This window comes from Caulobacter sp. GW821-FHT10A10, assembly GCF_059415745.1.
In genome coordinates, this window is the sequence record NZ_JBWKNV010000003.1 from 559,788 (window position 1) to 583,057 (window position 23,270).

The following is a 23,270-nucleotide window of genomic DNA, read 5'->3' on the forward strand; positions in this document are numbered from 1 at the left end:
ATTTCAGGGCCGTGCTTTTCACGGCAGGGTCGTAACCATCGTTTGGCTGCCGGAGTTCCGTGCACCCTTCTTGCTCCAGCCGGCGGTGAGGCGCTCCAGGCGCGGCTTCAGCCAGTCCTGCAGCGGGGCGTCGACCAGGCGCTCGAACACCCAGGCGAAGGCGATCGCTGCCGGGAAGGCCATGGCCCAGATCACCCAGTGCGCGGCTTGGTGCAGCTCGACCTTCTGATCGAGCAGGCGTTGCATGGCGAACCACACCACGCCCACGAACTGGTTGGTCAGGTACAGCGAGAACGACAGGCGGCCGCCGGTCTTGGCCCAGGTCCAACCGTTCTGGGCCGAGCCGCTGGCGGCGAAGATCAGCAGGCCCAGCAGGGCCAGGCTCGGATAGGCGTATTCGCCGACCACGTTCAGGGCCACGAAGCCGACGATGGCGAAGGCCGCCAGGGCGTCGGCCAGCTTCGGGCCGATCACCACCTCGCGGGCCAGGCGGGCGATCAGCACGCCCATCAGGAACAGCGGAATGGCGCGGTAGAGGCCGTTGCGCAGATGCAGGTGGAACGACGGCAGGCCGAAGGCGGCGCGGGCGAAGGCGTCGACGGCCACGAAGATCGCCAGGCCGATCGCCAGGGCCAGCCACGGCGAACGGACCTTGCCGAACACCCGCCAGATGGTCGGGAACAGGGCGTAGCAGACCAGCAGGGCCGACAGCGTCCAGGTCGGCATGTTCCAGCCCGACGGTCCCTGGAAGCCCCAGGTCTGGATGAGGAAGATCTGCTGGGGCAGCTGGTCCCACTGGTACCATTGCGGATTGCGGGCCGGCAGGCCGAGGAACGAGGTGGCCAGCACCAGGGCCACGAAGGCGGCGATCATCACCAGGTGCGCCGGCCACACCCGGGCCACGCGCTTGAGCAGGAAGGCCCGGTCGTCGACCTGGCCGGCGGTGAACCGCGGCCCATAGGCCCGGCCCAGCACATAGCCCGACAGCATCAGGAAGAAGTCGGTGGCCAGATAGCCGCGCCCGAACGCCGGATGGATCGAGAACAGCGAGACCGGCGCCTGCTCGGCGTAGTGATAGACCACGATGAAGAAGGCCGCGAAGAACCGCAGCGCATCCAGCGGCCCGCCACGGGACAGCGGGCGCGCGGCCTTGGCCGGTTTCGTACCAGTATCGGACATGGCGGACTCCTTCGCGGAAGGAGGAGCAAGGTTGGGGCCAGTATCCAGATCCTCCCCCTGAAGGGGGAGGTGGCCCGAAGGGCCGGAGGGGGAAGTTCCTGCTGATTTCAACGAAATCGCCGACACTGCAGCCACTTCCCCCCCTCAGTCGCTCCGCGACAGCTCCCCCTTCAGGGGGAGCATCTTGAACGAAGGACCCTCCCCCTCTGGGGGAGGCGGCCGAAGGCCGGTGGGGGGACGTTTTCAGCTTTCGAGGCATCGGCGGGGCCAGCAACCACTCCCCCCACCGATCGCTTCGCGATCACCTCCCCCACAGGGGGAGGTTCTCAATCCCCCCGGTCGCCCTTCATCAGCCGCGCCTTGTCGCGCGCCCAGTCACGAGCCGCTTCCGTCTCGCGCTTGTCGTGGTTCTTCTTGCCCTTGGCCAGGCCGATCTCGAGCTTGGCCAGGCCCTTCTCGTTCCAATAGAGCTTGAGCGGAATCAGCGTGCGGCCGTCGCGCTGCACCGCGCCGATCAGCTTTTCGATCTGCTTGCGGTGCAGCAGCAGCTTCCGGTGCCGGCGCGGCTCGTGGTTGAAGCGGTTGGCGTGGCCGTAAGGGGGAATGTCGGCGTTGATCAGCTTGATCTCGCGCCCTTCGACCGACGCATAGGACTCGGCGATGTTGGCCCGGCCGACGCGCAGCGACTTGACCTCGGTGCCGGTCAGCATGATGCCGGCCTCGAAGGTCTCCTCGATGAAGTAGTCGTACCGGGCGCGCCGGTTCTCGGCGATCGGCTTGGTCATCAGACCAGACCCGCCTCGCGCATCGCTTCCAGGATCGCGGGACGCACGGCTTCGCTGCACGGCGTGATCGGCAGGCGCACGTCTTCCGTGGACAGGCCCAGCTGCGCCAGGGCGAACTTGGTCGGGCCGGGCGATGAGTCGAGGAACAGCGCCTTGTGCAGCTTGATCAGGCGGTCCTGCCAGTAGCGGGCCGTCTCCCAGTCGTCGTTGAAGCAGGCGTTCATGAAGGTGGCGCAGGCGTCCGGGGCGACGTTCGAGGTCACCGAGATCACGCCGTGGCCGCCGTGGGCCATGTAGCCCAGCGCCGTCGGATCATCGCCCGTCAGCAGCACCCAGTCCTCGCCGCAGGTGATGCGCTGCAGGCTGATGCGGGTCAGGTCGCCGGTGGCGTCCTTGATGCCGACGATGTTGGGCAGCTTCGACAGGCGCACCAGGGTGTCATTGGAGATGTCGACGCCCGTGCGGCCCGGCACGTTGTAGACGAACACCGGCAGCTCCACGGCGTCGTTGATCGCCTTGTAGTGCTGGTACATGCCCTCTTGGCTCGGGCGGTTGTAGTACGGCGTCACCACCAGGGCGGCGTCGGCGCCGACCGTCTTGGCGTGACGCACCAGGTCGATCGCCTCGTCGGTCGAGTTGGAACCGGCGCCGGCCATCACCGGCACGCGGCCGCGGGCGGTCTTCACGCACAGTTCGACGACGCGCTTGTGCTCGTCGTGCGACAGGGTCGAGGTCTCGCCCGTGGTGCCGACCGGCACCAAGCCGTGCACGCCGCCGGCGATCTGGCGCTCGACCAGCGCGACGAAGCCTTTCTCGTCGACCTCGCCGTTCTGGAACGGGGTGACCAGGGCCGGGATGACGCCCTTGAACGGGGAATGGACCATGACTTGCAATTTGCCGTGAGCAGACGCCGCGAGAGTTGCGGCTGAAACGTGGGGGCGGACAATATGTCCGGGCGCCGCCCGACCGCAACTGGCCGAGCTGACCTTTTCGAGGGTTACGCCCGCCTGGACGGGTCGATCCGGCGGCGAACCGGGCTATAGAGCGTGCATCGTCTCGGTTCCGGCCCCAAATCGGCCCTCGAAGCCGTCGTAGACAAGATAGGGGCTCCGGCCCCGCTCGTGAAGGAGACCGCGTTTTGGCTTTTGGGATTCGTCGGCTTCTCCTCGGTTGCGCCAGCCTGGTCCTGATCTCGGGCGTCGCCGACGCCCAGACTGGCCAGACCGACGAAGAGGGCCTGCCGACCGCGCCCCAGCCCTATACTGGCTCGGCCCGTCCCGGCCTGATCAGCACGCCCTACACCGCCAACAATTCCAGCCTGTCCGACAGCGACGCGGCCAATCTGCGCGCCGCCGTCATGGGTCAGCGCTCGGCCGCCACGGTGCGCGCGGCCATGACCGGCATCTCCGATCCGCTGGCCCGCAAGATCGCCCTCTGGGCCCTGGCCGACGTCGGCGCCGAGAGCATGAGCTTCTTCGAGCTCGACCAGGCCCGTCGCGACCTCGTGGGCTGGCCCCGCGCCTCGCGCCGCGATCTGCCGGCGGAGAAGGCTCTGTCCACCTCGGGCCTGACGCCGGCCCAGACCATCGCCTGGTTCGGTGGTTCCGAGCCTCAGACCGCCGAAGGGGCCATGGCGCTGGCCTCGGCCTACCAGGCCAGCGGCCGGGCCCAGGACGCGACCAACCTCATCCGCCGGTTCTGGCGCGGCAAGAGCTTCGAGGTCGACGCCCAGCGAGCGATGCTGGCGCGGTTCGGCGCGGTGCTGACCGCCGACGACCACGCCCGCCGCGCCGACGTCCTGCTCTACGGCCAGCAGGGCCCGGCCGCGCGCGACATGATCGCCCTGCTGCCCGCCGATCAGCAGGCCGCCGCCCTGGCCCGCATCGCCCTGCGCTCGGGCGCGAGCAACGCCAACGACCTGGTGGCCGCCCTTCCCCCGGCCCAGCAGCTGTCGCCCGGCGTCGCCTTCGAGCGCGCCTCGGCCCTGCGCCGCAAGGGCATGGACGTGACGGCGCTGGAACTGGTGCGCTACTTCCCCGCCCCGCCGCCGTCCGACGACGTCGCCGGCGCCATCTGGCGCGAGCGCAAGCAGCTCGTGATGTCGGCGATCAAGAACGGCGACAGCCGCGGGGCCTACGCCGCCGCCAACGCCGGCCTGCCCGGCGGCGCCGACGCGGCCGAGGCCGAGTTCTTCGCCGGCTGGATCGCCCTCTCGCGCCTCAAGGACGCCGACGCCGCCGCCGACCACTTCGGCCGCATCGCCGAGATCGGCGCCTCGCCGATCACCCGCGGCCGCGCCCTCTACTGGCAGGGCCGCGCGGCCGAAGCGCAGGGCGACGTCATCGCCGCCCAGGCCTTCTACGGCGACGGCGCCAAGTACATCACCACCTTCTACGGCCAGCTGGCCGCCGAGAAGGCCGGCATCAAGGAGATCCGGCTCGACAAGGACCCGGTGATCACCGAGGCCGACCGCGCCCGCTTCGAAAGCCGCGAACTGGTGCGCGCCGCCAAGCTGCTGCGCGATGTCGGGGCCAACGACGCCTTCCGCGCCCTGGTGCTCTATATCGACGACCAGCTGCCGACCGCGGCCGAGGAGGCCCTGCTGGTCGACTTCGCCCGCAACACGGGCGACCAGGACCTGGCCATGCGCGCGGTCCGCACCGCCGCCCAGCGCGGCTTCATCCTGCCCGAACGCGGCTATCCCCTGCTCGACCACCACTTCACGCCCATTCCGGGCGCGGCCGAGACGGCGTTCGTCTATTCGATCTCGCGCCAGGAAAGCAATTTCGACCCCCGCGCCCGTTCGGGCGTCGGCGCGCGCGGCATGATGCAGCTGATGCCGCCCACCGCCGCCGGCGTCGCCCGCAAGCTGGGCGAAAGCCACAGCGTCGATCGCCTGTTCGAGCCCGACTACAACATGCGCCTGGGCTCGGTATATCTGGGCGACATGATCAACCGCTTCAGCGGCTCCTACATCATGGCCGCCGCCGCCTACAACGCCGGCCCCGGCCGTCCGCCGCAATGGGTGGCCCTGTGCGGCGACCCGCGCGGCGCCAGCACCGACCCGCTCGACTTCATCGAGTGCATCCCGTTCAGCGAGACCCGCAACTACGTGATGCGCACCCTGGAGACCACCATGGTCTACCGCGCCCGCCTGGGCGGCGGCGTCGCCCCCCTGACCCTGTCGACCGACCTCAAGCGCGGCGGCTACAGCTACGTCCCGGGCGCGGCGACGATGGACCCGATCGGGGGAAGGTAGGGGCTCCCCAAACCCTCTCTCTGAGAGAGAGGGAGGGGCCCGCCGCGAAGCGGTGGGAGGGTGAGAGGTTTCACCGTTAGCCGGGAAACCCCTACACCCTCACCACGCTTCCAAGTGAAGAAGCGAGCCCGTTATCCGGATACGTCGGCGATCGAATGCCCGCGTCTCATCCTGAGAGTTTGTTACCTCTCACCCTCCCACGCCTGCGGCGTGGGCCCCTCCCTCTCTCAAAGAGAGAGGGATCTAAATCCCCTTCTTCTTCGCGTAGGTCTCGAACAGCCCCGGCCAAGCCGCCACCGGCTTGCCGGCGATCGAGCGCAGGCCGAAGCCGTGACCGCCTTCCTCGAAGACGTGCAGTTCGGCCGGGATCGCCTTGGCCTTCAAGGCGGCGAACATCATCAGGCTGTTCTCGACCGGCACGGCCTTGTCGTCGGCGGCGTGGACCAGGAACACCGGCGGCGTGCGCCCGCCCACCCCGGCCTCGGGCGAATAGGCCTGCACCGTCTCGAACGACGGCGCCGCGCCCAGGAGCTGCTTGCGCGAACCGGCGTGGGTCAGGCCGGCGGTCATGGTGATCACCGGATAGATCAGGGCCGACAGGTCCGGACGCGCCGACAGGTCGTCGGCGGCGTCGACGCGGTCATAGACCTCGGCCTCGAAGCGGGTCGTCAGGCTGGCGGCCACGTGGCCGCCGGCCGAGAAGCCCATGATGGCGATGCGGTTCTGCGCGAACTTCATGCCCAGCGCCCACGAGCGCACGAGGCGCAAGGCCCGCTGGGCGTCCTGCAGCGGCGCGTCCGGCCCCGCGCCCCAGCCGTCGCCCGGCAGGCGATAGAGCAGCACGAAGCAGGTGTAGCCGCGATCGGCCAGCCACTGGGCGGTCTCGAAGCCCTCCTTGTCCATGACGACGCGCTCGTAGCCGCCGCCGGGGATCAGGATCACCGCCGCGCCGTTGGGCTTGCGCGGCCGGAACAGGCTGAGCGTGGGCTTGCGGGTGTGGGTCACGGCGCGGTCGCGCGGACCCTTGCCATCGCTGCGCTCGGTCACCGTCTCCTGGGCGGTCACGCCCTGCGAGCCCGGCGGATCGGTCGGCCACAGCGGCCGCACCTCGCTCGGCTCCGGCACGGCCGGCTTACGGGCCGCGCTGGCCATGCTCGCGGTCGACAGGGCGGTGATCCCGGCCAGCAGGGCGAAGGCGCCCCGGCGGTTCAGTTGCGGCATGACGTTCCCTCCAAGCTTTACAAGTTGGTCCGGACCTTAAGGCCCTCGGTAACCGGTGGACAAGATCAGCGGCGAGCCCCGCCAAACCTTAGGTGATGCAGCACGATCCCGCTGGTCGTCGCCACGTTCAGCGAGTCGAAGCCATTGGCCATGGGGATGCCGATCCCCTCGGCCCGGGCGATGACGCTCGCCGACAGGCCCGGCCCTTCCGTGCCCAGCAGCACGGCCGCCCGGGCCGGCGGGTCAAGTTCCGCCAGCGTCCGCCCCGCCGACGGCGTCAGGGCCAGCGGCGTGAAGCCGGCGCCGGCCAGCAGGTCCACGGCGTCCTCGCCCTTGCCGATGTAGCCCGTCGGCACGCTCAGCGTCGCGCCCACCGAGACGCGGATGGCCTTGCGGTAGAAGGGATCGCAGCAATCGGCGTCCAGCAGCACCGCGTCGGCCCCGAAGGCGGCGGCGTTGCGGAAGATGCCGCCCAGATTGTCGTGGTTGGCGATGCCGAACAGCGCCACCACCACCGCCCGCTCTGGCAGCCCCACCAGCAGGTCGGCCGCCGGCGTCGCCCGCGGCTTGCGCCCCACCGCCAGCACGCCGCGATGCAGGTGGAAGCCGGCCACCGCGTCCAGCACCGCCTGCTCGACCAGATAGACGGGCGTCTCCGCCTCCAGGCCGTCGAACACGTCGGAGAGCTTGTCGCGGCGCTTGGGATCGATCAGCAGCGACTCCACCCGCTCGGGCGCATCGCGCACGAAGGCCCGCAGCACCGTCTCGCCCTCGGCGATGAACCGCCCTTCCCGCCCCACCAGGTCGCGCTCGCGGATGTCGCGATAGGCCGCAAGACGCGGGTCGGCGGGGTCGGTGATGGTGACGAACTGCGGCACGGTGGCTCTGGCGGGTCTGTTGAGTTCGAGGGGTGATGGCCTGCAATCTCACCGCCCCCTCCGTCGTCATCCCGGCCGCAGCGCAGCGGAGAGCCGGGACCCAGGGGCCGGCGCAGTGCTGTCGCCCCTGGGTCCCGGGTCTACGGCGCTTTGCGCCTTCGCCCGGGATGACGATCGAAGAGAACGATCTTGATCGAGTCCAAACCTACCGCACGCCCCGTATCGGAAGGATCGCCAGACCGCCAGCCGCCGCCAGGCACGCGGCCACGACAAACAGCGAGTGGTAGTCCGTGCGGCTGGGCCCCAGGAACCACACCGCCAGCACCGGGGCCAGGGCTTGCGGCAGGGTGTTGGCCAGGTTGATCACCCCCAGGTCCTTGCCGGCGTCGGCCTGCGAGGGCAGCACCTGGCTGACCAGGGCGATGTCGACGGCGTAGTAGCAGCCCGCCCCGCAGCCGAAGACCACGAACCCCACCAGCACCACCGGCCAGCCCGGCACCAACGAGAAGGTCAGCATCGCGGTGGCCAGGATCATCGCCGCCCCGGCCGCGAACAGCTTCCGCCGTCCCAGCCGGTCGCTCAGCATGCCGAAGATCATCGCGCAGCAGACATTGGCCACGGTCGCCACCGTGGTCAGCAGGGCCAGCCCCTGCTCGGCCCGCTGGCCCGGAAACAGGGTCGGATACCGCAGCGCGTCCTGCAGGTAATAGAGCATGTAGCACTGGGTCAGGGTGATCGCGACCAGCACCATGAACCGGCTCACCCAGGCCAGGGCGAAGTCGGGATGCTTGCGCGGATCGACCCACAGCCCCTTGAGGAAGCCGACCAGGCTGAAGCGCTCGGCGTCGTCGGCCGTGATCGGCGTGTCCTTCAGGCGCAATGCAAAGGGTGCGATGGCCACGGCCAGCACCACCCCGATCGCCAGGTAGCGCGAGCCTTCCGAGGTCAAGAGGCCGCCGACCAGCACCGCGCCCGCCACCGCCCCGATCGGGTGCCCCAGGCTCAGGAACGCCGCCACCCTGCCCTTCTGGGCGTCGGGCACCCGGTCGGGCAGCAGCGCCAGCAGGGCTGCGAACATCATGTTGAAGGCCAGCTGGAAGCCGATGACGCCGGCGATCAGCTCCAGCCGGCTGTCGGCCAGCATGATCGCCACGTACGAGGCCAGGGTGCCCACCAGTCCGATCAGCAGCCACGGCCGCCGCCGGCCGAAGCGCGAGGTCGTGCGGTCGCTGATCGCGCCGGCCAGCAAGTTGGCGACGCTGGCGATCAGTGCGCCCCAGAACGCCGTCTGGCTCAGAACCAGCGCCTTCTGGGCCGGATCCAGCGCGGCCGCCTTCAGCGGCAGCAGCACCTGGATCAGCGGCATGAAGCTGACGAAGGCGCCCATCTGGGCGAAGGTGAAGGCGGCGATGAAACTCGGCCGGACCGGTTCGACCGGCCGGCTTGCGCCGCGATGCGACATGACTGCTCCCTGTGACCGACGCGGTCTTGCCGCCGCGTTCGCCTGCCCGGCGACCTTCGCCGCGCCGTTGCGGCCCGGCAAGAGGCGCCGGCGCCCCTGCCTCAGTTTTTTCGCACGCTCCGGGGTCGCGTTCGGTACGCCAAATGTTCTAGGCTGGTCAGAACGGTTGAGTCCAAGCGGCCCGACCAAACGACAGTTCAGTCGTGCTTAGCGGGGGGAAGCGGCAAACCGATGGCGTCGGTGACCATCTACGACGTGGCGGCGCGCGCCGAGGTTTCGATCAAGACCGTCTCGCGGGTCATGAACAACGAGCCCAACGTGCGGCCGGTGATGCGCGAAAAGGTGCTCGAGGCCGCCCAGGCCCTGGGCTACAGCCCCAACCTCTCGGCCCGCAGCCTGGCCGGCTCCAAAAGCTTCGTCATCGCCGTCTTCGTCGACGCGGCCCTGACCATCGACCACTGGCGCAGCGAGCGCGGCGCCGACTATCTCTCGCGCATCCAGCTGGGCGCCACGCTCCAGTGCCGCGACGCCGGCTACCACCTGCTGGTCGAGCTGATCGACCACGAGGCCCCGCAGATCCGCCAGGAGGTCGGCGCCCTGCTGGCCGCCCTCAAGCCCGACGGCGTGATCCTCACCCCGCCCAGCTCCGACAACGAGATCGTGCTGGAGCTGCTCAACAAGTCCGGCACCCCCTATGTCCGCCTCGGCCCGGAGGAGACCGACGGCCCCGGCCCGCGCGTGCACATGGACAACTTCGCCGCCGCCCGCGACGTCACCGAGCACCTGGCCGGCCTTGGCCACAAGCGCATCGGATTCGTGGTCGGCGAGCCGCGCCACGGCGCCAGCCAGGCCCGCCGGGCCGGCTACATGGCCGCCATGGAGGCCCGCGGCCTCTCCGTCGACGCGGGCTGGGTCAAACAGGGCGACTTCACCTTCCAGTCGGGCCACGACGCCGCCAAGGCCCTGCTGGCCCTGCCCGACCGCCCGACCGCCATCTTCGCCTCCAACGACGACATGGCCCTGGGCGTCCTGGCCGCCGCCGCCGAGGCCGGCGTCCTCGTCCCCGGCGAAGTCTCCGTCGCCGGCTTCGACGACAGCCCCAGCGCCCGCTTCTCCCGCCCCCAGCTGACCACCGTCCGCCAACCCGTCGCCGAAATGGCCGAACTGGCCACGCGCCTGCTGATCAAGGGCCAGGTGAAAGGCGGCGCGGCGGGGGCGATGGCGGCGCCGATCGACGAACTGCTGCCGTTCGAACTGATCCACAGGGCATCCACGGCCCCGCCGCCGGTGGGGTGAGGGGGCCAGACGGAACGCACCCGTGGCCGGCGTTATAAATCTTACCCTTAGAAATTAGTTATCCGGTCGCTCTGCTAAATGCCGCTGCCCATAATCGCTAGGTGTTCGCCTTGGCGCAGATCAGAGATCGAAGCGGCTAAGGTAGCGGCTAGTCGCCATCAACTGATGATAAGCGCTTGTTAAGCTAACACTCTACTTTTGGATCGCCACATTCGTGCGAACGCTTTGGGCAGGCTGACTTTGCTCAATCCGATCCTATCTATCCGAGCTTGAAGACGCGTTGGCCGCGAGCGACTGACGGTCGTGCGAGTTTCCTGCGGCTTCATGAGTCGTGATTGAAGGCTGTGAATCGTGATAAATTTGTGGTTCTTGTTTTGTTCCAGAAGGCAGCCAGGGTCGAAATGATGCCGCGCACCGGTATTCCCACGATTGATCTCTTTGCTGGTGCAGGCGGCCTCAGCGTGGGGGCGTCTAACGCTGGCTGTGACGTTCGCGCCGCGTTCGAATTGGACGCCGTCGCCTGTCAGACGCTCAAGCGCAACGTTCGCTATCATGGCGAGTCGGTGACAGCGGATGTCTCGAGTCTAAGCGGCGAGGATCTGCGACGTGTGGCAAAGCTGGAACCACGAGATCCTTTGATTGTTGTCGGTGGTGCACCATGTCAGCCTTTTTCGAAGGCGGCCTATTGGGTCGAAGAAGGCGAAGAGTCGCGCTACCGGCGCGCAAGAGCGTCCGGTGAACTTGTGTCTAGGCCCGCAGCGCCAACTGAGGCCCGGCCCGATGAGCGCCGCACGTTAGTCGAGGAATTCTGGCGTCTGATCTTCGAGTCCAACGCCGACGGTTTCGTATTCGAAAACGTTCCCTCCATCAAACATCCGCGGAATCGCCCTGTTCTCGAGGGGTTTAGAACTGCAGCGATCAAGGCGGGGTACGAAGTGACCGAGACTACTGCCAACGCGGCCACATTTGGCGTCGCCCAGACGCGCGAACGGGTGTTTCTGCTAGGATCGCGTAAGTCCAAGCCTGTCGCGCCTGCCTCAACCCACGCCATCGGCGACGGCCCGTCGCCATTGAAACGCGCCGTGACTGCGGCTGAAGCGCTCGAAGGTTTCGAGGGGGAGGAGTTCTTTGAACCGGAGGAGGTCGTCAGCGGCCGCTGGGCCGAGCACCTACGTACCGTTCCCCCGGGCTGGAACTATAAAGCTCATACCTCTTGGGCCGGTCACCCTGAGCCAACGTTCGTTACAGAAACGCGGTTCTGGAATTTCCTGTTGAAGCTTGCGCCAGAACGTCCGTCATGGACAATCGCAGCTTCTCCCGGCCCCTGGACGGGGCCGTTTCACTGGGATTCGCGTAGGTTACGCACTGTTGAGATGGCTGCCCTCCAAGGCTTTCCCCGCGGCTATGAGTGGTCGGGATCGAGGCGCGACCGTGTACGTCAAATCGGTAATGCCGTACCTCCGCCTTTGGCGCAGGTTATGGCCAAAGCTGTTCTGGAAGCGGTGGCGTGATGTCTGAACGACTGCGTAGTCTTAGCCTCTTCAGCGGTTGCGGCGGCCTTGATCTGGGCTTGCATGCGGCCGGTTTCGATACGGCGCTGGCGACTGACGCTGAGCGCCTATGTTGCGACACCTTCAAAGAAAACTTCCCGAACGTGCCGTTTTTAACCGGACGCATCGGTGCCTTGGAGCGTAAGGACCTCGCTGAGGCCCTAGGCTCGTCAGTCCGCGATCTGGACCTGCTGGCTGGCGGCCCCCCCTGCCCCCCCTTTTCCAAGAGCCGCTTCTACCGCCAAGACATGCCTCGGGCGCTGGACGATCCCAATGGTTGGGAGACCGTCGATGGGTATCTGAACGTCCTCGACTGGTTTCGTCCTCGAGCCTTCCTAATGGAGAACGTCAAGGGCCTCGCCTATACAGTTCATCGCGACGCGCTGGAAACGATTGTCCGCCGAGCCGAAAAGCTCGGCTACAAGGTGACGTGGGGGGTACTGAACGCCGCCGACTTCGGCGTCCCTCAAATCCGCGAGCGGTGCTTTGTACTCGGCTCGCTTGAGGGCACACCAGAACTGCCCCCCCCTACACATCACAAGGACGGCGCCAACGGGCTTTCCCGATGGACCACGGCCGGCTCTGTGCTTGCAGACATCGATACCGAGGCAGCCGCTTGCGACAAAGGGCATTTCGCTGGCGGCCAGCATAATGATCTGTTGAGGCTTGTCCCCCCTGGCGACAATTATCTATTTTTTACGGAGAAACGCGGACATCCGGAACCTCGGTTCAAATGGCGCGGCCGCTACTGGTCGTTTCTGTTGAAGCTTAGTCCCGACATGCCGTCTTGGACGATCCAAGCTCGGCGCTCGAATAACATGGGTCCCTTTCATTGGCGAAACCGCATCCTCCGCATCGAGGAGATCAAGCGGCTGCAAACCTTCCCGGATAAGTTTTGCCTTGCTGGCACGGTTGAACAGCAATGGCGTCAGATCGGCAATGCAGTGCCGCCGATGCTGGCGCAGGCGGTCGGTCAAAAATTGGCGGAACATCTGAAAAATCGCCTGGGGGTCGCAGCGTGAGTCGACTGCCATCCTTCAATGATTTTTCTCCCGGCATTATACGTGATATTCGAACGCCGCTGCAGATCGTCAAAGATAACGTCGGCGATTTTGATGCTGTGGCCTTGGCTTGGGCGGATGCTTTTTTCCGGAGCGACCTAACCAATAAACGCGCGCGCACCAATGTTTCCGCGACTCTCGGCAATTTGGGTCTTTTCGATCGCAAAGCGATTAGTCTGACCGACGCTGGCGAGCATGTCCTGGCAGCAGCGTCATCGGTCGAAGCCAGCGAGCGGCTGGTGGCCCATATAGTGGAACACCACAATGGCATGAGGATGATCGAGGCGGTACGCGCCCTCAACCGACGCGCCGAGAAGGTGACGAAAGATAGCCTCAAGCGCGAACTTCAACTCCTCGGTGTTGAAGGTCTGTCGCCGGGTACCACCGATCATACAACCTTAGCCAACTGGATGGCGGCGGCAGGGCTGTTGAATAAGGTCGAGAACTACGCGCCGGAAGATCAAGCGCTCAAACGTGTGTTGGGACTGTCGTCGGAGGAACGTGCGGAACTAGCATCCCTACCGCTCGAGCAGCAGATATTCCTACAGATTACGCGACGTCTCGCAGAGGCAAATCCCGATCGCACAGTGGCCTCCAAGCTAATCACGAACGAATGCCTACGTGATTACCCGCACCAGTTCGATGAAGACCAACTCAGTAAAAAGGTTCTTAGACCGCTTGAGGAAGCCGGTTGGATCAGCCTTGGAGGGCGTTCCGAAGGTCGTGGAGCCAAGAGCGGCAACGTCACGGCCTGCAAAAAGCTTCTTCAAGTTCCTTTCTCGGCAATCATACCGGATTTCAATGAAGTGGTTCCGGCCGACCTACGCGACAAGATCGACTTGCCGCGTGCCGAGATCCAAAAACTTTTGCAAAGCGAAGCTCCATATGATCGGGGCCTTGGCCTTGAACTTCTCTCTCTGCGCATGCTCATCGATTTGGGCTTGCAGCCCCGGTCGTTCCGGCAGCGAAGCCGTGACACGGCTTATGCTGAGGTCGATCTGACTGCAGAGGGTAAACAACTTTTGTTCTCGCGTTGGAATATCCAGTGCAAATGCGTGAAGACCAAGGTCGGCCTGGGAGACGTCGCCAAAGAGGTCGGACTAGCCATCTATTCTAAGTCTCATGTCGTGGCAGTCGTAACCACATCAGATTTTTCACGTGAGGCTATCAACTATGCGCGCGAAATCTCTCTAGACACACACCTTCAGTTCCTGCTGATTAACGGCAAAGCCGTAACAGATTATCTGGAAAAAGGTCCGGTCGCCCTCCATGCTTTCGTGATCGCCAATGCAGCCCGTGTCATGCTCGAGAAGCGCAAGCAACCAATCGCACCCGACGAAGAGCGTTAGAGGTCGATCGAGCCCCCCGCATGGAGTGGCCACCCGGAATGTCCGCGCGGAGGCGAAAGTAGACAGCAGGATCGCAAGCCATCGTCAATTTAGCGACCAGCAAAACAAGAAAGGCGCGGCCATCACGGCCGCGCCCCTCTCAAAACCCCAGAGCTAGAAGACCCCCTCACCGCCCCGGCCGCGCAAACGCCGCGACCTTGGCCCTCGCCGCATGCACCGGGTGTTCCGGCTCGGCGTAGCGCTGGGTCGGCGCGGCGTGCGTCCCGATGCGGAAGCCGCCGACGTGGTTGGCCAGGTCCGCCGCTTCGGCGCGCAGGGCGCGGGTGGCGTCGGTGGAGCGCTGGGCCATGGCGGTGTTGCGCTGGGTGACCTGGTCGAGCTGGCCGACGGCGCTGTTGACCTCGTTCAGGGCCGTGGCCTGTTCGTTGGCGGAGGCGGCGATCTCGTTGACCAGGCTGTCGATGGCGCCGACCTTGTCGACGATGCCGCGCAGGGCGTCGCCCGTCTGGCGGACCAGCTCGACGCCCTCGCCGACCTGGCGGCTGGAGTCGGAGATCAGGCTCTTGATCTCCTTGGCGGCGTCGGCCGAGCGCTGGGCCAGCGCGCGGACTTCCTGGGCGACGACCGCGAAGCCCTTGCCCGCGTCGCCGGCCCGGGCGGCTTCGACGCCGGCGTTGAGGGCCAGCAGGTTGGTCTGGAAGGCGATCTCGTCGATGACGCCCAGGATGTGATTGACCTGGTTGGACGAGCTTTCGATCTGGCTCATGGCCTCGGCGGCGCGGGTGACCACGGCGCCCGAGCGCTGGGCCTCGGTGGCGGCCTCGCCGACGCGGCTGGAGACCTCGCGGGCGCTCTGGGCGGTCTTGGCGACGGTCGAGGTCAGCTGTTCGACCGCGGCGGCGGTCTGTTCCAGGGTGGCGGCCTGCTGCTCGCTGCGCAGGGCCAGGTCGTCGGCGGCCGAGGCGATCTCGTCGGCGCCCGAGCGGATGCCGCGGGTGGCGCGGTCGACCGCGCCCATGGCTTCGGCGAGGGCGGCGGCGGCCTGGTCGAAGTCGGACTTCAGGCTGACAAACTCGGGCGACAGGGCGCCGTCGACGCGGGCCGACAGGTCGCCGGCCGCCAGGCGCGAGAGGGCGTCGCCCACGGCGCGCACGGCGTCGGCCTGGCGCTGCTCGGCGCTGGCGCGCTCGGCCTCCAGCTGGTCGCGCTCGTCCTGCAGCAGCTCCAGATAGGTCGAGATGGCCAGGTCCATGTCGAGCATGACGGCCTTGTTGAGGGCCACCAGGCCGTCGGCCAGCTCGGCGTCGTTCTTGGCGCTGGCGAACAGACCCTTGGCGCGCTTTTCGACCATGGCGCGGATCAGCTTCTCGGCCACCAGGGCGTAGCCGCCGATGTACCAGCGCGGCTCCAGGCCGATGACGGCGTGGGCCTTGCCGATGCGGGCGACGTCCTGCTGGTAGTCGGCGCCGTATTCGGCGGTCGCCAGGCGGCGCCAGTGCGAGGACTGGCGGGTCTGGGCGTTGCCGATATGGGCCTCGTTGGAGAACATCTTGCGGGTCTCGGGGAAGGCCCGGACCTGGCTGTAGAAGGCGTCGAGCGCCCCGTTGATCTCGGCGTCGATCAGCGGCTTGGCCGCGCGCAGGGCGGCGCGGTCCTTGTGGTCGAACCGCATGAAGCTCATGCGCTGGTCGAGCTGGTTCTGCGCGCTCATGCCGTCACCCCGAGTCACTGAAAATCCTGGTCGGAAGAGCCGTGACGGCAATTCATTAACCAAGATTGAAACCCGGGCCGACCTTCCGCAAAAGGTCGGATGTCGAGCCCTTAAGGGCGCGCGGGCGTGCGGCGGAAGGTCGCTTTCGAGGCCAGTTTCGCGCTTGCGGTCAGGCCATCCAGAGGTAGCGCCACGTCTCCGAGATCGGCGTGTCGCCGCGCACCAGCCGCAGGCTGAGCTCGGCCTGGCTGGCCGTCGGCTTGAGGCCGAAGGCGGCCCGCACCGTGGCCTCGCGCGGATAGGGGGTGATGTTGCTCCAGGTGGTCTGGCCGCCCTTGGCCTCGATCTGCAGCTTCACCCCGTCCAGCCCGTCGGCCAGCATCGGACCGGAAAGGTCGATGGTGAACATCCGCAGGCCCGCCTGGGCGTCGGCGCCGGTGCGGGTGCGCACCACCCTCGCCTCCCCGTCGCCGATCCGCTCGCGGCCCCAGTGCAGGCGATAGGCGAGATCCACGCGCGAGCCGGCCTCCCACGGGGCGTCCGGCCGCCAGAAGACGGCGATGTTGTCGTCGCTCTCCTTGCGGGTGGCCAGCTCGGCCAGCACCACCGCGCCCTTGCCCCAGGCGCCCAGGGGTTCGACCCACAGGCTGGGGCGCAGGTCGTAGCGGGCCTCCAGATCCCCGTAGTCCTCCAGCCGCCGGGCGCGCTGCACCAGGCCGAAGCCCCTGGGGTTCTCGTCCTGGAAGTACGACAGGCGGTGGGCGGTCGGGTTGGTCAGCGGCCGCCAGATCTGCTCGCCGGTCCCGGTCAGCATGGCCAGGCCGTCGCTGTCGTGCACGGCGGTGCGGAAGTCGTCGCCGCGCGGACCGTCCGACACGTTGAACAGGAACATGCTGCTCTGGGCCGCCACGCCCATCTTGGTCATCTTCACGCGCGGGAAGATGGTGGCGGTCACGTCGAACACCACCGACTGGCCCGGCCGGATCAGGAAACTGTAGGCGCCCGTGCAGCTGGGGCTGTCCATCAGGGCGTGGACGGTGACGGTCTCGGCGTCGTCGGCCGGACGTTCCAGCCAGAAGCGCTCGAAGCTGGGGAACTCCTCGTTGGGCTCGCCGGCGCCGATGGCCAGGCCGCGCGAGGACAGGCCATAGAACTGGTCGCGGCCCAGGCTGCGGAAATAGCTCGCGCCCTGGAAGACGGCGATCTCGTCCAGCTTGTCGGCCCGGTTCAGCGGCCACAGCAGGCGCAGGCCCGAGAAGCCGCCGATGGCCTTGGCCGCGCCGGCGTGCTCGCCGGGCACGTCGAACATCTCCGGGTCGAACGGCACCGGGCGCGCCACACCGTCTTGCACCTCATGGATCGGGAAGACGCGCGGATAGAGATAGGCCGGCGGGAAGAACTCGGCCCGGAACGGCGGCTGGCGATCGGCCCACAGGGCGTGTTCGGCCCGGAAGCGGATGCGGAAATAGTCGTCGTAGGACAGGCCGGCCAGGCCCTTGCTCCCGCCCGTGGCCGGGGCGCGGTAGGGTTTCTTGGCCAGGGCCTGGGCCATGTCGCGCAGGATGTCCGGCGAGAACGGCTCGCCGGCCGAACCCGTGTCGGTTTGCGCTGCGGCAAGACGGGGGAGCATGGCGACCAGAGCTCCGAGAGACAGCGCGCCGAGCGCGCCGCGACGGCTAAACGTACCGAATTCCATGCGGCCCCTTCTATGCCGCGCGCCGCTTCGGCGCTACGAACCGTACGGTGAATTAACGCGGTTTGACGGCGCCATTGCGGCGGCGCCGCATAAAGCTGCAAGACCGATCGTCCGGGCCGCGCCACGATTACGACGCAACAAGCTGCGCCTTGACGCGTTTGAGCCGGCGGCGCAGTCCCTGTTAGGCTGAGTCACAAGCATCAAGGGATCAGCGCGGTAGATGGGCGTACGGGCGGAATTCACCCTGGAAGACAAGGACGACGGCAAGTCGGTCGTCCTGTCCGGGGACTGGACGGCGCGCGGCATGGCCGACGCGGGCCTGCGCCTCGCCGAGGCGATGAAGGGTTCGGACCAGTTCCACCTCGACCTGACCGGCATGAACCGCTGCGACACGGCCGGCGCCTACGCCATCATCCGCGCCGCCGACGGCCGCCTGACCGCCGGCAATCTCAAGGCCCGCAAACAGACCCTGCGCCTGCTGGAGCTGGTCGGCGACGCCATCCAGGTCGAGTGCCCGCCCGACAACCGCCTGCACGGCTTCGTCGCCCTGCTCGACCGCATCGGCCGCGGCCTGTTCGGCCTGCTGCACGACGGCTACGGCACGCTGGTGTTCCTGGGCCATCTGCTGACGGCCATCGGCCGCTGCATCGTCAATCCGCGCAAGATCCGCTGGGCCCCGATCATCTCCCTGTCCGAGCGCGCGGGCCTGGACGCCATGCCGATCGTGGCCACCACCACCTTCTTCATCGGCGCGGTCGTCGCCCTGCTGGGCGCCAACCTGCTGACCGACTTCGGCGCCCAGGTGTTCAGCGTCGAGCTGATCGGCGTGTCGGTGCTGCGCGAGTTCAACATCCTGATCACCGCCATCCTCCTGGCCGGCCGCTCGGCCTCCAGCTTCGCGGCCGAGATCGGCTCGATGAAGATGAACCAGGAGATCGACGCCATGCAGGTGATCGGCGTCGATCCCTACGAGGCCCTGGTCCTGCCGCGCTTCGCCGCCCTCCTGATCACCATCCCGCTGCTGACCTTCGTGGCCACGCTGGCGGGCCTGGCCGGCGGCATCGTCGTGGTCTGGGTCGTACTCGACCTCTCGCCCAGCTTCTTCCTGCAGCGGATGACCGACTATGTCGGCGCCACCCACTTCTGGATCGGGATGTCGAAGGCGCCGGTCATGGCCATGGTCATCGCCGCCATCGGCTGCCGCCAGGGCATGGAGGTCGGCAACGACGTCGAGTCGCTGGGCCGCCGGGTCACCGCCGCCGTGGTCCACGCCATCTTCGCCATCATCCTGATCGATGCGGTCTTCGCCCTGCTCTACATGGAGCTCGACATTTGACCGCCGCTCACGCTCAAGCGACCAAGCCCGAGGAAGCCGCACCGCCGATCCAGGTCGACGGCCTGGTCTCGCGCTTCGGCGACAACACCGTGCACGACCACCTCGACCTGACCGTCGAGCGCGGCGAGGTGCTGGGCGTGGTCGGCGGCTCGGGCACCGGCAAGTCGGTGCTGCTCAACAGCATCATCGGCCTGAAGAACCCCGACGGCGGCGTCATCCGCCTGTTCGGCGAGGACATGCAGGAGGCCTCGCGCCGCAAGTGGACGGCGCTGGAGCGCCGTTGGGGCGTGCTGTTCCAGCAGGGCGCGCTGTTCTCGAACCTGACCGTGCGCGAGAACGTCGCCGCCCCGCTGTTCGAGCACACCCGCCTGCCCAAGAGCGAGATCCTCGAGCTGGCCGACCTGAAGATCGCCCTGACCGGCCTGCCCGCCCGCGCCGGCTCGCTGAAGCCGGCCGAGCTGTCGGGCGGCATGCGCAAGCGCGCGGGCCTGGCCCGGGCCCTGGCGCTCGATCCCGAACTGCTGTTTCTCGACGAGCCCACCGCCGGCCTCGACCCGATCGGGGCCGCGGCCTTCGACGAGCTGATCAAGGACCTGTCCGACAGCCTCGACCTGACCGTCTTCATGATCACCCACGACCTCGACAGCCTCTACGCCATCACCGACCGCGTCGCCGTCCTGGCCGACAAGCAGGTGATCGCCCAGGCCCCCGTCGAGGAGCTCGAACACTCCGACCACCCCTGGATCAAGGAATACTTCCTCGGCCCGCGCGGACGCGCGGCCGGGAAAGGCGCTGCTACGGCGAGGAGCCGCTGATGGAAAGAAACGCCAACTACGCCCTCGTCGGCGCGGCCTGCCTGATCCTGTTCATGGGTCTGGTGGTGTTCGTGGTCTGGCTGGCCAAGCTGCAGTTCAACAAGGACTACGACCTTTACGACGTGCTGTTCGTCGGGGCGGTGCGCGGCCTGTCGGAAGGCGGCGAGGTGCACTTCAACGGCATCAAGGTCGGCGAGGTCACCAAGATCGAGCTCGACAAGGCCGATCCGAACCGCGTGATCGCCCATACGCGCCTGACCTCCGACGTGCCGGTGCGCGCCGACAGCTACGCGACGCTGGAGCCGCAGGGCATCACCGGCGTCAACTACATCCAGCTGACCGCCGGCACCCCGACCAAGCCCCTGCTCAAGGACACGGTCAAGAAGGGCGACATCCCGATCATCCGCAGCCAGCGCAGCGCCCTCTCCGACCTGCTGGAAGGCGGCGGCACGGTGCTGACCCGCACCATCGAGGCCCTGGACCGCGTCAACCGCGTGCTCTCCGACCGCAACATCAAGACCTTCAGCGCCAGCCTGTCCGACGTCCAGTCGGTCACCGCCGAACTGCGCGAGCGCAAGGAGATCATCGCCGACGCCCAGAAGGCGCTGCAGAGCATCGACACCACCGCCCAGGAGATAGCCAACCTGTCGCGCTCGACCCAAGGCGTGGTCGATGGCGACGGCCGCAAGGCGATCAAGGACCTCGGCGCGGCCGCCGACGAGATCAAGGCCGCCGCCAAGGACGTGCGGACCATGGTCAGCAACCTGGAAGGCCCGACCAGCGACTTCGCCTCCACCGGCCTGCCGCAGCTGTCCTCGGCCATCGTCACCCTGCAGTCGGCCGCCGAGTCGCTCGACCGGCTGGTCGGCGAGGTGGAGCAGAACCCGCGCGGTCTGGTGGGCAAGGCCCCGGCCAAGGAAGTGGAGATCAAGCCGTGAGCGCATTCCGGATCAAGACCCTGGTCGCCGGCGCGGCGGCCCTCGGCCTGGCGCTCAGCCTCTCGGCCTGCATCAGCGTGTTTCCCAAGGCCAAGCCCTCGGGCATGTACCGTTTCGGAACCACGGCCCCGGCGGCGACCAAGGGCCCGCCCGGCGCGATGTTCGGCGTGCTCAAGGCCCCCACGGTCTTCACCCGGCCCTCGGCCGGCGACCGCATCCTGACCACCAGCCCCGGCGGCGAGGCGGCCTATGTCGCCGGCGCCCGCTGGATCGCCCCGGCCAGCGTGCAGTTCGACGAAGCGATCGCCCGGGCCTTCGACGCCGATCCCGGCCGCGCCCGCCTGATCGGCCGCGGCGAGGTGGCCAAGGCCCAGATGGTGGTCCGGCTCGAGGTCCGCGTCTTCGAAGCCGCCTATCTGAACGGCCCCAAGGCCCCGCCCGAGGTCATCGTCCAGGTGCGCGGCGTCATCAACCGCACCGGCGACCGCGCCCTGGTCGGCGACCAGCTGTTCGAAGCCAAGGTGAAAGCCGCCGACAACCGCGTCGGCGCCATCGTCGCCGCCTTCGATCAGGCCAATGCGAAAGTCATCGGCGACATCGTCGGCTGGATCAACGCCGCGGGGGCCGGGCTGCCGGCCGAATAAAGATCCTCCCCCTCTGGGGGAGGTGTCGCGGAGCGACGGAGGGGGGCCGTTTTCAGCTGCCGCAGCGCCAGCCGCCCCCTCCCCCGTAAAATCCCCGCGAAAGCGGGGACCCAGGTGTTTGAGCCCTTCGCCCTTGATGGGGGAAGGGTTGGGATGGGGGTGACACGGCGTGTCCACCTGCACGGCCTCATCAGGCCTTGCCGCCGCAATCACCCCCAACCCCGGCCCTTCCCCCATCAAGGGGGAAGGGAGAAGAAGGGTTGACGGGGATAGAGCGCTGCCAGTTCCCGTCGCGCCCGGATCAAACCCCAACCAATCCAGCCGCTTACAACTTTATCAGCGCTCTGGATCAGACGCGCTCAAACCACCCGCATAATAACCCCGTCTCGCCGCACCGAAGGGGCGCGCGGCCAGCGACCATGCGGCGGCGGGATGCGATCGAGCGGGATTGGGGCGGATTGGGAAGATCCGTCGCGTCCGGGGACCTGGCGCTGGCCAGGCCCGCCCGCCGTCGGCTTGGGCGAGGATTACAGAGCCCCCCTCTCCTCGTCGCCGTCCAAAGAGGAAAACTCCAAGGACGGTCCTGGTAAGGCGTTAAGAGCGCCGCCGCCCGGGAAGCCGGCAGCCAAACGACCGCGCGGAGCGAACGGGCTTCGTCGAAACGGTACACACAACAGAACCTCCGGGCGTGGCCCGGGCGCTCCGCTCTCCTTCACCAGCTCAGCGCGATCGCGCGTGAGATCGCCCACCCGTTCCCTCTCCCCTTGCGGGAGAGGGTGGCCTCCCGGAGGGAGGTCGGGTGAGGGGTCTCTCAGAAATCAAAGCTGCGTGCGACGGTCAGGCCGAGTGAGGCGTCCCAAGTTTGAGAGACCCCTCATCCGACGGCTTCGCCGCCACCTTCTCCCGCAAGGGGAGAAGGAACCTGATCAACCCGCCGCGCGGGCCTTGAAGCCGGCCAGGCGGTCCAACTTGTCGAGGAGGTAGTCGTGCTCTTCGCGCGAAACGGCCTGGGACGAGGTCAGGAACCGCTGCAGCATGTGTTCCTGGAAGCGCTCGCGCTCGCCGGGGCGGCCGTCGAACTCCATGCCGTGATAGGCGTCGACCCCGGCGCGGAAGGCCGGGAACAGACGCGACGGCAGGCCGGCCCGCTCGTAGACGGCCTTCAGGCCCAGGGCGCCGGCGTCGTGCACCATCAGCCAGGTGCGGTGATGCGGCACGCCGGCCAGTTCGGAGAGGCCCCACTCGAAGAAGGTCATGTGCCCTTGGGCCACGGCCCGCAGCAGCAGCGACGGCGTCAGCCGCCCGGCGCGGTGCAGGTGGGCGGCGAAGGCCTGCGGGTCGGCGGTGCGGCCGGCCTGGTCCACCAGGTCGATTGTCGCCCGCTCCTTGGCGCCGACGATGATCTCCAGCGCCCGCTCGGCCGAGAGGGCGTGGTTGTCGAGGATGTGCTCGCGCAGTTGGTCGCCGACCATGTCGATCAGGCGCTCGGTCACCGACAGCGGCAGCACCGAGCGATACGCGACGGCTTGAAGCACGGTCTCCGACTTGGCGAAGCGATCCAGGGCCTTCTGCAGGGCCATGTCCGAGAAGCGGGCGTTGTCGTTGGCGCAGGCCGCGGCCACCACCTCTTCCGGCGCCTGGTCGACCAGCAGGCCGGTGACCTTGCTCGACAGCTTGGGCCGGCGGGCGATGGCCATCTGGCGCACCGGTCCGCCCAGGCGGATGATCTCGGCCAGGTCGTTGTCGTTGAACACCGGCGAGAAGCTGATCACCGGCAGCGACACGCTCTCGACGTCGCGGGCCAGGCGGTTGGCGACGTCCGGCGGCAGCAGCGGCGAGGTCTTCAGCGTCACGGCCAGGGCGCGGCGCACCAGTTCGGCGGCGTCGGCGGCCATGACCCGCAGGATGTCCTGGGCCTGGAGGCGCTCGTCCTCGCTCAGTTCGGCGCGGTCGATCTTGCGGCACAGCTTGTGCGCGGCCAGCGCGCGCTCGTCGGGCGTCGCGCCCTTCACGAGCATGCGGATGTCGTCGGTGGTGAGCGCGGCGCGGGTCGTGGCCATGGGCCTGGCCTTCTGCGAATGAACGGTCGA

The 23,270-nt window shown here is 67.7% G+C and carries 18 protein-coding genes and 1 pseudogene; 10 read left to right on the forward strand and 9 right to left on the reverse strand.

Translation table 11 applies throughout. The features are described 5' to 3' along the window. Nucleotides 1-18: 18 nt before the first annotated feature. The 3 genes from AC07NS_RS12005 to dapA all read right to left on the reverse strand — a co-directional run bounded on the left by AC07NS_RS12005 (nt 19) and on the right by dapA (nt 2,848). Nucleotides 19-1,179, reverse strand: coding sequence for an acyltransferase family protein (locus AC07NS_RS12005; RefSeq protein ID WP_494603401.1), 1,161 nt, complete (start codon nt 1,177-1,179; stop codon nt 19-21). A gap of 326 nt (nt 1,180-1,505) precedes the next feature. Beyond that, the gene (smpB, locus tag AC07NS_RS12010; RefSeq protein WP_058349779.1) at nt 1,506-1,964 is read right to left on the reverse strand and encodes an SsrA-binding protein SmpB; all 459 of its coding nucleotides are present in this window, start codon (nt 1,962-1,964) and stop codon (nt 1,506-1,508) included. Then, complete coding sequence (gene dapA / locus AC07NS_RS12015) at nt 1,964-2,848, reverse strand: 4-hydroxy-tetrahydrodipicolinate synthase (protein ID WP_110121218.1); 885 nt, start codon at nt 2,846-2,848, stop codon at nt 1,964-1,966. Before dapA ends, smpB begins: the two co-directional genes overlap by 1 nt. A 254-nt stretch (nt 2,849-3,102) precedes the next feature. Between dapA and AC07NS_RS12020 the strand changes: the two genes are divergently transcribed. Next, nucleotides 3,103-5,223: a lytic transglycosylase domain-containing protein gene (locus AC07NS_RS12020; RefSeq protein WP_494603403.1), complete on the forward strand. Its 2,121-nt coding sequence runs from the start codon at nt 3,103-3,105 to the stop codon at nt 5,221-5,223. A gap of 243 nt (nt 5,224-5,466) precedes the next feature. Here the strand turns inward: AC07NS_RS12020 and AC07NS_RS12025 are convergent, their stop codons facing one another. Together AC07NS_RS12025 and AC07NS_RS12030 are read right to left on the reverse strand one after the other, a co-directional pair. Next, on the reverse strand, nt 5,467-6,444 hold the full coding sequence (locus AC07NS_RS12025; RefSeq protein WP_494603405.1) for an alpha/beta hydrolase: 978 nt from the start codon (nt 6,442-6,444) through the stop codon (nt 5,467-5,469). A 65-nt stretch (nt 6,445-6,509) separates the two neighbouring features. After that, nucleotides 6,510-7,322 carry a TrmH family RNA methyltransferase gene (locus AC07NS_RS12030; protein ID WP_494603407.1) on the reverse strand — a complete coding sequence of 271 codons (813 nt, stop codon included), beginning with the start codon at nt 7,320-7,322 and terminating at the stop codon, nt 6,510-6,512. 67 nt (nt 7,323-7,389) lie between these two features. Between AC07NS_RS12030 and AC07NS_RS12035 the strand changes: the two are divergent. Then, nucleotides 7,390-7,515 (forward strand): annotated as a pseudogene (locus tag AC07NS_RS12035) (hypothetical protein); the annotation flags it as partial. A 12-nt stretch (nt 7,516-7,527) separates the two neighbouring features. Here the strand turns inward: AC07NS_RS12035 and AC07NS_RS12040 are convergent. Further along, nucleotides 7,528-8,784 (reverse strand): MFS transporter, encoded by a 1,257-nt coding sequence (locus AC07NS_RS12040; RefSeq protein WP_494603409.1) that lies wholly within the window; start codon nt 8,782-8,784, stop codon nt 7,528-7,530. A 231-nt stretch (nt 8,785-9,015) separates the two neighbouring features. Here AC07NS_RS12040 and AC07NS_RS12045 point away from each other — a divergent pair, with 231 nt between their 5' ends. From AC07NS_RS12045 to AC07NS_RS12060, 4 genes are all read left to right on the forward strand, one after another. Then, nucleotides 9,016-10,080, forward strand: a complete 1,065-nt coding sequence (locus tag AC07NS_RS12045; RefSeq protein ID WP_494603411.1) for a LacI family DNA-binding transcriptional regulator — start codon at nt 9,016-9,018, stop codon at nt 10,078-10,080. A 344-nt stretch (nt 10,081-10,424) separates the two neighbouring features. Next, entirely contained in the window at nt 10,425-11,591 is a 1,167-nt protein-coding gene (locus AC07NS_RS12050) for a DNA cytosine methyltransferase (protein WP_494603491.1), read from the forward strand. Beyond that, complete coding sequence (locus AC07NS_RS12055; protein ID WP_494603413.1) at nt 11,591-12,652, forward strand: DNA cytosine methyltransferase; 1,062 nt, start codon at nt 11,591-11,593, stop codon at nt 12,650-12,652. The genes AC07NS_RS12050 and AC07NS_RS12055 overlap by 1 nt, the downstream gene beginning before the upstream one ends. Continuing rightward, nucleotides 12,649-14,040, forward strand: a complete 1,392-nt coding sequence (locus AC07NS_RS12060) for a restriction endonuclease (protein ID WP_494603415.1) — start codon at nt 12,649-12,651, stop codon at nt 14,038-14,040. Before AC07NS_RS12055 ends, AC07NS_RS12060 begins: the two co-directional genes overlap by 4 nt. 166 nt (nt 14,041-14,206) lie before the next feature. On the opposite strand, the gene AC07NS_RS12065 is transcribed toward AC07NS_RS12060, so the two are convergent. Continuing rightward, on the reverse strand, nt 14,207-15,751 hold the full coding sequence (locus tag AC07NS_RS12065; protein ID WP_494603417.1) for a globin-coupled sensor protein: 1,545 nt from the start codon (nt 15,749-15,751) through the stop codon (nt 14,207-14,209). A gap of 169 nt (nt 15,752-15,920) precedes the next feature. Beyond that, nucleotides 15,921-17,381: a glucan biosynthesis protein G gene (locus tag AC07NS_RS12070; RefSeq protein WP_494603419.1), complete on the reverse strand. Its 1,461-nt coding sequence runs from the start codon at nt 17,379-17,381 to the stop codon at nt 15,921-15,923. 286 nt (nt 17,382-17,667) lie between these two features. Between AC07NS_RS12070 and AC07NS_RS12075 the strand changes: the two genes are divergently transcribed. The 4 genes from AC07NS_RS12075 to AC07NS_RS12090 are packed head-to-tail and all read left to right on the forward strand — an operon-like array spanning nt 17,668 to nt 21,180. Beyond that, nucleotides 17,668-18,783 carry an ABC transporter permease gene (locus tag AC07NS_RS12075; protein WP_494603421.1) on the forward strand — a complete coding sequence of 372 codons (1,116 nt, stop codon included), beginning with the start codon at nt 17,668-17,670 and terminating at the stop codon, nt 18,781-18,783. Beyond that, entirely contained in the window at nt 18,780-19,598 is an 819-nt protein-coding gene (locus AC07NS_RS12080; RefSeq protein WP_494603423.1) for an ABC transporter ATP-binding protein, read from the forward strand. Before AC07NS_RS12075 ends, AC07NS_RS12080 begins: the two co-directional genes overlap by 4 nt. After that, complete coding sequence (locus tag AC07NS_RS12085) at nt 19,598-20,536, forward strand: MlaD family protein (protein WP_494603424.1); 939 nt, start codon at nt 19,598-19,600, stop codon at nt 20,534-20,536. Before AC07NS_RS12080 ends, AC07NS_RS12085 begins: the two co-directional genes overlap by 1 nt. Next, complete coding sequence (locus tag AC07NS_RS12090; protein ID WP_494603426.1) at nt 20,533-21,180, forward strand: ABC-type transport auxiliary lipoprotein family protein; 648 nt, start codon at nt 20,533-20,535, stop codon at nt 21,178-21,180. Before AC07NS_RS12085 ends, AC07NS_RS12090 begins: the two co-directional genes overlap by 4 nt. Before the next feature lie 926 nt (nt 21,181-22,106). Here AC07NS_RS12090 and spbR read toward each other — a convergent pair. Beyond that, nucleotides 22,107-23,240: a pole-localized protein SpbR gene (gene spbR / locus AC07NS_RS12095; protein ID WP_494603428.1), complete on the reverse strand. Its 1,134-nt coding sequence runs from the start codon at nt 23,238-23,240 to the stop codon at nt 22,107-22,109. Between the last annotated feature and the right edge of the window lie 30 nt (nt 23,241-23,270).